This window comes from Bacillus sp. CGMCC 1.16607 (assembly GCF_042683745.1).
Classification (GTDB): Bacteria; Bacillota; Bacilli; order Bacillales; family Cytobacillaceae; genus Pseudoneobacillus.
The window spans coordinates 60,701-70,690 of record NZ_JBHUJX010000004.1; the positions used below are offsets into that span (position 1 = coordinate 60,701).

Sequence of the window (9,990 nt, forward strand, 5' to 3'; positions counted from 1 at the left end):
CCTACCAACTCCGATTCATTTTATTAAGTACATTTGCCTTTTCTTCTGATTGATAATATTCTTCTGTCTTAACAACGCTTTCGATATCTTCTACACCATCTAGTAATTTTTCTAATTCATCTAAGCACACGGAACCTACCATTCCCTGAGTTTCTGCAGATATCTCTCCATCCTCAGAAATAGTTAGGATAATTTTTACCTCTTTCACTTTCTATCATTCCTTTCAACTACTAAGTCAGCACCAAGTCGAAATGATTCTTTTTCGCCGATTTCAAGGTCTTTCCACATAGAAATAGCTAACTGGCGATTTTGATTAAGAGAATATAAAGTTCCGATTGCTGGTAACTCTTGTTTCGGCCAATTGCTCTGGAACGATTCTAAAGTATCGTTTTTGGAATTACCTTTAGCGGAGGTATTATTTTTTTTAAACATTGCTTTTAAAGAGTCATCACCCTTTGATATTTCAGAAGGCTTATATGAAAATGTCTTCCCTAGTTTTTCGAGATCATCGTTTTTCCTATTTATGCTAGAAGTAATATCATCTAATTGTCGCTGTACTTTCTTTTCTTTTTCCATATAAGAAGATTCTAAGATTGAAAAGGCCTTGTCTAATTCTTTTTTCTTACTTTCTAGTTCATCAACCTTTTTACTGCAATCGTTATATTCATCTATTACACTTTTGAAATTTGTAAAAGACTCTTCCGTTGTTTTAAGAACTGGATGGTTCGCTAGCTCTTTTTTTATTGTTGTAAGATTTTTATCCTCCTCACCGTCTTTGAAATGTTCGATTATAGAATTAAGTAATTCTAGCTTCCCTATTTTCTCCATTTCGGCAGATAATTCTTTTATAAGTCTTTCATACACTTTTTTTAGTTCCTTTGGCTTCTTCTTCTTTGCCCGTAGATCTAGGAATCCTTTATCTATTTGTTTAAATAAATGACTGAAGGTTTCCTTGGTTTGAATAAATTCTATTTCTAAGGAATGCTCACTTCTAATTTTTTCAATCTGAAGACTGGCTTTATCTAACTTTTGAGTTATTTCATCCAATTCGGTATTTCTTTCTGTCCTTATCGCTATTTTCTCATCTTGTAGTGTGTCTTTTTCTTTCATTAGATCATTTATTTTTCCATTTAGACTTTCTATTTCACCCAAAATGGATTCTCGCCTTTTATTCCATTCAAGTTCTTGTTCACTCTTATCAATTTCCGTTTCTATTTCTTCTTTTGAAACTTCAATCTTCTGAGCCCATTCATTTGCATCTCTTACCATTTTTTCAACATCATCAAGTCGTAAAATATGATTGGCATTTAGAATGGTGATTAGTTTATCTACATTTTCAATAATTTCTGTAGATAATTGTGATTTACCTAAGAAAAATCGTTTAAGCATATTGAAGGTATGCTCTGCTTTCTCGGAAAGAGATTTTTTTCTTTCCTCAGAATAGTTAGCAACTTGCTTAATTTTTAAAAGATATTCTTTAAATCTGTCTACTTCCCTATTCCAATCAGCATATAATGGATCTCTTGTGGCTTTATCATCACGGGTCTTTGGAGCAATCTCCCAACTATAATTAACCTTTTTTACCAATCCATCATGCGAAAAGGAAGGCTCAAGGTTTTCCTCCAGTAAATCTCTTAATCTAGGAGCTATTAGTTTACCTAAATCAATTTCAGCTTCATCTCGAACAATAGAATACTCTGTTTCGTTATATAGTTCTGCATTTTCTTCTAATAATATCTGGCGTGACTGGATTTCTCCCAATTTTTTTGATGAGTACAGCTGTATCCTTTGAGAAGACTGATATATATTCACAATCTTACTTAGTTGATAAACATCTTGAGGATCCATTTTGAATCCAAATGTATGTTTTTCTAACGATGAGTCAGTAAATATTACACCATCTTTTCCATCAATTAATATGAAGGGGCTTTTGATTGAGTCATAACCAAATACTGCGGCTCCTTGTTTGACAAGAGACTGCAAAAAGATAAAATTTCTTTTATTAGGTTTAGTAAATACAGAAATTTGAATTCCTTGTTCAGCCTTCATTAACAACAGTTGCTGCAGGATAGGAATGGTCGATAAGTCTTCTAACATAATATAAATAGAAGAAGAAGACTGTTGCAACTGAACTATAATTTGATCAGTTAACAATGAAACTGATTGCTTATTGTACTGTAAAAACTTTGGCTTTACTAAAGGGAATAAATCAAATGGAGGATCCTGTACAATCCCAGGTTGAAGAGCCTCCTCTCTTGTTTTTATTTCATAGTCGGCTTCCTTCCAAAAATTCCAAATGAAGAACTCATATGCTTCATTTAATTGCTTAAAGGATAAATCTACAATCGGATGAAAAGCGTCTTGATCTGAAAAAACAGTTGAAGAAGTCATAAAACCTTGGCCATCACCTTGAATAGTAGGATCTATTAGTACGATTGTTCCCACAAAAAAACGATTATAACGAGTTAAGCACTTCCCGACTATTGTATTATGATGACCTGTATAATTTTGATTAGTTAAAAGATAAACTCGAATTCCTCTTTCAGATATTTGTTGTATGGTTCTTTGTATCTCATAATGTAATTCCTCGTTCGATACAATACATACCATTTGTTTGGCACTACTAATCTTTTGATTTAAAAAATAGGTAGTATTTACAGGTTGATTATGATCTAAAGGCGTGTGAATCTCCCATATATCTTCAATAATTTGGTCTTCGTAGTTTTGGATAGTCTGTTTTACTTTAGGTTCTATCATTTCAGTTAGCACTTGTTACACCTTCTTTTTTGTCAGCGTATTCTTTTAGCTCAAGAGGAAAAATATCTTTTTCAAGCTGAATAAAAGAGATATCCCTCCATTTACCTTGCGTATCAATAGATAATTCATCTGCTTTTATATTTTGGTCATAAGTACATTGGTCGAGTTCAGCAGTCATTTTAAAATAGATCCATTTCCCCGATGTTTTAAAAGCAAAATATCGATCATGTGGCCAAGTTTTTCTATCCTCACCATATACGTTATAGAATAAATCTAACGAAATGTTGGAATTCCCTAAATCTATGTAATCAGTCGTTACAACAGAAATATCTTCAACTCCGTAATAAGAAAACGCCTCAGCAAATAAACTAAATTTCTTTATTTGATAAAAGTTACTTAAATATTTGCTAGAAAACACCAACTTTTCTGGTTTCTCTGAACCAATTAGCATCTTTACTATTTCTTTCATTGAATATTGCTCTCCAACCCCCACATGTTTGCTATTAATGATAAACTCATTCCCTTTTGGAGGATGAAGATCAACTGTTGCCTGTAGATGCCAGAATTCCCTTTCTTTTCGTTCTTTTTTAAATTGGGAAACAAAATCATCATGGGCCAATGCTTGTAGTGAGGATGTATAATATTTAAATTCCTTTCTCGAAATTGTCTCCTTTAGCATTGCATTAAATTCATCCAAATTAATAAAATTCTTCGAAGCAGTATCACTAATCACTTTCTCGAACCAAACCTTTGCATCATCTCTATTTGCAGGCATGATAGGCACGTCAGAAATTACGGATTGATTAAAGGATCCAAAATGAGTATCCACTTTTGTAATCCCGATTAATGTAGTAAAACTTAGTAAATCAGACTCATGAGTATCCTTGTCAATTGGAAACTCGAAGGCTTCTACTTCATGGTTCCAATGCAATTGTTCTTTGTTATCTTTAATAATTTTTATTAATATATCTTTAATGTCAATATCGTTATTTATAGATATATTCTTTCTTGAAAATGATTTCTCATTTCCACGTCTACTACGTATTTCACCTGTAAGTGTAACTAGTGATGGTTGATCTCTTTTGGTATCAATGTCCCACTCAATTGAATATACCGTTCTCAAATCAGGATAGTGAGCTATTTTAATAGTAGAATTTGGTTGTCGATCAAAGTTTAATAATGTAAATTCTCCAAGCTCTTGTCTCAAAACTCCCTGAAACGATTTTCTTTCTAACGATAACCCTTTTTCAAACTCTACTAAATTTCTAACTTCTTTAGATTCCCTTACTCTTTCAAAATGAATAAGTTGGGCACCAAATAGTGAGTCATCTATAAACCAAAATTTAAATTTACCTCTCTCTAAGTTGGGATATTGTTTATCTTGTAAGAATATTTCTCCAGACTTTGTTATTGTATTTTGCTCATCTAGTAATCCATTTTGTTTTAAATATTGAATGATTCCTTTTACGATATAATCGGAGTTTTCAATCTCAAGTAAATCTCTTAAAATATCATAATTTACACCATATTTTCTAATTTCTCTCATGATTGAGTGCAGATCCTCACGATTACTCTCAAACACTACTAATGTAGCAATCGCGTCAAATACCTGTATATTCTCTTCTCTTTGCAATGTAACCTTCATTGAAAACCACTCTCTCAGTCCATTTTTACTGCACTTGCAGCTAAATTTTTTAATTGATCAGAGGCTGATCTGTATAAAAAGTAACTTCGCTTTCCTATAACAACTCGTTGGTATTTAGCACGAGTCAGTGCAACATTTAACCGGTTTGGGTTATCCATAAATCCGTCACGACCAGTTTGTACCATCGATAAGAATGTAATATCTGATTCTCTTCCTTGAAACTTATCGACCGTATATAAAACAATCTTTACTTTATCCTTTTCAAATTGACTATATTTATTAGGAAGTTTTGTATAGTCACGTAGAAGATCACGAATCTTAGTCTCTTGCCCTCGATAAAAAGTTAGACAAGCGATTGTCCATTCAGTACCGTCAGCTTTTGGGTTATTTTTAGCCCAATTAACGAAATGCCTTACTTCATCTACCAATCGTTTTGCTTCGTCGAAATTATAATTCCGTTCAACTGTTCCCTCGACATCAATCCAGATATTCCTTGAGGAGTATCTTGTATATGTCCAATCTCTCTTAAGTTTACTTGAATCCTTTAAAGCATTGTCTGAGTTATAGAACTGTTGTCTCGGAAATTCTGAGATTTCTGGATGCATTCGATGTTGATAATCTAAAATTTCATATCTAAACTTTCTAACATGAGGATCAAAGCCAGAATTTAAAACAGTAGAACGATCATTTTCTCTACGTTTTCCGACCCCGACTTTTAGGCTTTCTAAAATAGAGGGCAACGATATGTCCTTTACAACATCATATTTTTCTATTACATACTCGCTGTTATAAACCGGTGTTAAGTGATGTATATCTCTCTCTAACCAACTTGATGGTTTATTTGTATACTGAAGTTCATAAATCCTTACCATCCGCCAAACTAATTCTTCCGCCCAACTTTTTGTTTTAAGAAAGTCATTGTTTGCTTGGATGATTTTATCTACTTCCTTTATCGTTTTACTTCCTGGCTTTTCTTGATAAGTAGGGGTACCATTTTTTGTATAAAATGCATCCATTTTATAAAATTGTGATTCGTTCTGCCAATCCGTTCTATTTAACACGAGCATATTTGAAGGAATATACTTTTTAACTAAATCAAGTTCTGATTGCTTTATTAGTAAACAATCTACTGTTGGAAGAATCCATGAATGCGGCATACCTTTATTACATTCAGCTTCTGTTACGGTATAGAAGTATTTATGATTTTTAATGTCTGTATCACTAATTTCCTTCTGTAAAAATGCAACAGTACTAATTTTGTTCGGTTCAAACTCATTTAGTTCAGCACGAGTGATTAATTCCATTTTCATTCTTGAAATAATTTCATCACTTTCAATTATGCAATACTTTAATTTTGTTTGCCTTTGATAAATATATTTGAATAGCAATAAGGATGCCTTTTGGTCATTTCTAGAAAAAACATTCGTACCCTTGTCATTAATAAATGTTTCAAAGTTTGCCACTAAATGTTCTCGATCAGTATAAGGTGATAGTTGCCGCACATCCCCTACTAATACCCATCGTTTTGCATAAAGGGCAGGGACTAAAAATTCTTGGAACGTAGTTTTACTAGATTCATCGATAATTAAATAGTCGTATTGTGGTAAAGTTGGATAATCATGTCCTTTTGAATTTTTGAAATGTGGATGTTGTAAAATTCCAATGGTAGTTCCACATACTAAATTTGCTGAATCTATAATTATATCTCGGTATGGAGAACGTTCAATGCGATTGATTGAAAAATCTTTTACCGACTCAGACATATTATTGTCATCACCAATTCGCAATGGGAGAATACCTTCCATTAAGTTTTGCTCCTGCAATCTTTCCAAGACATTATCGATAGCAACGTGAGTAGAAGCCGATAATAAAATACGTTTTTTCTGTTTGATCAATTGTAAAATGAGTTCAATAATAGCAGTTGTCTTTCCAGAACCTGGTGGTCCTTCGAGAAGAACGAAGTCTTCTGTTGCTAAAGCCTTTTGAACAAATGCTCTTTGTTTTTCGGTTCCTTCTCGCGAAAGATCCTTCAACACTTTCCATTCATCCACTGCTTTCGGCTGGAAATTTTTCCAAGTTATGTGAGATTGCTCTTTTCTCTCTGTTAGTCCTAAGAGCTTTTGATGTTCAGAAAGCGGTCGATTTTTAATTGATTCAATTGCTTCTTTTTGTTTTTCAAGTTGATAAGTATTAATGGGAATATATAGTTCATCTGGAAGATCACTATGAGATATTCTCGGGTTTTTATAGTTAGTAGATGCTAGTTTAATTTTTCTTTCATCCTGATTTCTTGCTTTGATAGAAAATCTTTTACGATTTTTAAAAGGGATAGATGGACTATCCTCTAGTTCTGTAACCCCATCCTCAAAAAAGTAATCGATAGGTGAGAACGTTGAATAATTTGAATCGTCCATATCACTATTATCTATTAATTCTATCCAAATACCGTTTTTATCATCTTCTTTTTCCTTAACTCTCATTGTATATTTCAAAGCTGAATGTAATGGATTACATACAACTTGTTCATTTGATAATGTGATGGAGGAATCATATATTTTTTGTTTGCCATTCTCATTCAAAATTTTACAAGTATATCCGTTAATGTTAACTTCTTGAGGCTTTACCCATTCAGTAATCTTATAATCTACTGGCATTTGATTAATATATAAAGGACTATCTTTTTTAACCTGTCCATTAAGGTAAAAAGTACTGCCTATTTGCTGAATAATATCTAATACTTCTCCTTCTTGATTACTGATGGTGTAATTAGAAGAATTAATAATGGACCATGACATGATTTCAAAACCATTAAATATCAGACTTTCACTCGGATTAAGATTCCCTTTAACAGCAGCCGTTACTTCTATTCCTCCATCAATTTCATTTACAATGGACTTTTTAACATAGAGTGATTGATTACCCTTTTGTTTTAATATGATTTGTCCAGCATTTATATCGAACTCAGAAAAAGTTACTTGAGTAGATCCCCAAAGAATGATTTCATTCTCTAGTGGTCTCTCCTCTAGTGTTACAAACATGCTATCATCCATAATTCGTATATTTACTTCTGAAATAGATACAAATTTTTGTTGGCTTACAAAAATCAAAGGGTTATTTACATTTATCTTGGATAAGTCACCTTTTACTTGAAACCATTTATTTTCAAATTTAAAACCTACAGTATGATCAAGTTCAATCTCTACAACTGAAAAATGAGGTGTAAACAAAACTTCTTTACCATTTTCTACTTTTCTCCACTTAGCTTTAACTTTTTTTCTTTTTTGTGAATCAATTGCAAGTTTAATATAGTCATCGAACAACTTAAAATTTTTATGCGATGCGCCCATTAATGCTCTTGCTCTTTCGACTGTACCATAGATTGCGTTATAATATAGAAGTGACATAGCTTCCTCCTTACAGGATAAACGGGTTTCGTATTTCTTGTTTTAACCTTGGTACTTCTTTATCTTCTAAATTCTCTACATAGGTTGAAGAGCTAGCGAGCCTTGCACGCGCCTCTGCCCATTTACGCAAGCTAGAAATGGTCTCAGACATGGTTTTAGATAATGGACAAATTTTTGCAATAGATAATAAAACATCCTCTGTCTTTATTTCTTCACCATTATTAAAGGCATTGAATAACGCTTCATTAATCACTTCCTCTATTTCCGCTCCGGAAAATCCAATCGATTTTTGTGCTAATTCCTCTAAATCAAAGTGATAAGGATTTCTCTTTTTATTTTTAATATGTATTTCAAAAATATTTTTCCGCTCCTCTTTAGTTGGTAAATCAACGAAAAATATTTCATCAAATCGTCCCTTACGGAGTAACTCTGGGGGTAGAAGACTTATATCGTTAGCGGTCGCAATTACAAATACTGGTTCCTTCTTTTCTTGCATCCATGTTAAAAATGTCCCAAAAACTCTAGATGTTGTTCCACCATCAGTCGAGCCTGAGCTTTGAATACCAGAAAACCCCTTTTCAATTTCATCAATCCAAAGAACACATGGGGAAATGGCCTTTGCTACATCTAGTGCTTCACGGATGTTTCTTTCTGATTCTCCGACAATGCCGCCAAAAACTTTCCCTAAGTCAAATCTTAATAGTGGGAAGTTCCAACTTTTTGCAATCGCTTTTGCTGTTAGGCTTTTTCCCGTTCCTGGAACCCCTAATAAGAGAACACCTTTTGGTAGGTTTAGCCCATATTCTCTAGCGCTTTTTGAATAGGCGTTTCCTCTTTTTTCAATCCAATCCTTTAAATTATCCAAGCCACCAATATTAGAGAGCGACAGGGATTCTTCAGGATGAAAGTATTCAAGTTGTCCACTTTTTTTAATAATGTTTTCTTTTTCCATAATAATCATTGGAATTTCATTTTCAGTTAATGCTCCATTTTTTATGGCAGCTTTTGTAAATGCACGTTCAGCTTCCATGACTGTCAATCCTAAAGCGGATTCAATTAATTTTTCAGATAGGACATAATTACTAATATTTTGCTCCTCAACTACCTTTTCAAGAATAGTGAGAATCGTGTCTTTTCTTGGTAGTTCAATCTCTATTACTTCTATTTCTTTAGCTAGTTCTTCCGGAACATATTTAACTGGTTGTGAAAGAATAATAGTCTTATTTTTCGCGGTTCTAACAATTTCTCTTAATTGACTTTTAATATCATTACTTTTTTCCATATATGGATGGAAATCTTCTAATATTAAAATAATACTGTCATCAGTTTTCGAGAAATATTCTAGAACATCCAATGGATCAAATTGATTTGCACAATTTGCTTGATAACTATCCCACCCGTTATTTCCCCATTTTCTTAATCCCGTCACTCTGCTCCAGCAAATCCAATCTCTATTTAGATTTTTTGAGATCAAATGTACATAACCATGGACCCTTTGCCACTCATAGGACACAACCTCAATTATTGTACTTCCTGATCGTATGGATAATTCGATACTTTTACTGTAATCTTCCATTTTTCAACACCCCATTTATAAAATGATAAATTATATTTTTTTAGTATAAGAACTATAAAATTACTCCAGATTTTAAAAATAAAAGATTATATTTCGTTAAAAAATTATGATCTAATATGTTGGAATTTTCCCTAAATTAATAGTAATAAAATATTATGCGGAACGTTGTCGAAATATGTTGAAAATTAGATTTTTCAATAAAATATTACTATATCTTTTTCGTATAAATGACTCATAGTAATTTAAAAGAAAGAACCAAAACTGCTTTTAGATAAAAAGAGACTCAGGCACTGTAAAATAGAATTCCTACAATGGCTGAGTCTCTTTGTTTTAATGTTTTAATGTAAATCTAGTATTGGTGGGTTCCAAAGAAGAAAAACAATTATTTCCTACTCTAACCGAATAAGGTTACTTAGTTTAGAAAGCGGTGACAAATCTGTAATGTTTTTATCTTTAAGAAATAGTATTTCCAAGTCTTTTTAAGTTTTTGAATGTTTTTGGCAAGTAGGAAATGCTTTAAATGGCAATTAAAAATGTAAGACTTGCCAACTCCCATAAATTATCTGTTTTGTAAAATTGAATCCTTCATTCGATGACTTGGCCCATTA

General features: G+C 32.6%; 5 protein-coding genes. All 5 read right to left on the reverse strand.

From position 1 onward, the window contains the following. Nucleotide 1: 1 nt before the first annotated feature. The 5 genes from ACFSO7_RS01140 to ACFSO7_RS01160 are packed head-to-tail and all read right to left on the reverse strand — an operon-like array spanning nt 2 to nt 9,382. Complete coding sequence (locus tag ACFSO7_RS01140) at nt 2–208, reverse strand: DUF2997 domain-containing protein (RefSeq protein WP_377874585.1); 207 nt, start codon at nt 206–208, stop codon at nt 2–4. Continuing rightward, entirely contained in the window at nt 205–2,769 is a 2,565-nt protein-coding gene (locus tag ACFSO7_RS01145; RefSeq protein ID WP_377874586.1) for a hypothetical protein, read from the reverse strand. The genes ACFSO7_RS01140 and ACFSO7_RS01145 overlap by 4 nt, the downstream gene beginning before the upstream one ends. Continuing rightward, nucleotides 2,759–4,402 carry a hypothetical protein gene (locus ACFSO7_RS01150; RefSeq protein ID WP_377874588.1) on the reverse strand — a complete coding sequence of 548 codons (1,644 nt, stop codon included), beginning with the start codon at nt 4,400–4,402 and terminating at the stop codon, nt 2,759–2,761. The genes ACFSO7_RS01145 and ACFSO7_RS01150 overlap by 11 nt, the downstream gene beginning before the upstream one ends. A gap of 14 nt (nt 4,403–4,416) precedes the next feature. Continuing rightward, nucleotides 4,417–7,806: an AAA domain-containing protein gene (locus ACFSO7_RS01155; protein ID WP_377874590.1), complete on the reverse strand. Its 3,390-nt coding sequence runs from the start codon at nt 7,804–7,806 to the stop codon at nt 4,417–4,419. 10 nt (nt 7,807–7,816) lie between these two features. Next, nucleotides 7,817–9,382 (reverse strand): AAA family ATPase, encoded by a 1,566-nt coding sequence (locus tag ACFSO7_RS01160; protein ID WP_377874591.1) that lies wholly within the window; start codon nt 9,380–9,382, stop codon nt 7,817–7,819. Nucleotides 9,383–9,990: the final 608 nt, after the last annotated feature.

Coding starts and splice junctions, on each gene's coding strand:
- ACFSO7_RS01150 (WP_377874588.1), bottom strand. CDS start 4,402: ATGAAGGTTACATTGCAAAGAGAAGAGAATATACAGGTATTTGACGCG.
- ACFSO7_RS01155 (WP_377874590.1), bottom strand. CDS start 7,806: ATGTCACTTCTATATTATAACGCAATCTATGGTACAGTCGAAAGAGCA.
- ACFSO7_RS01160 (WP_377874591.1), bottom strand. CDS start 9,382: ATGGAAGATTACAGTAAAAGTATCGAATTATCCATACGATCAGGAAGT.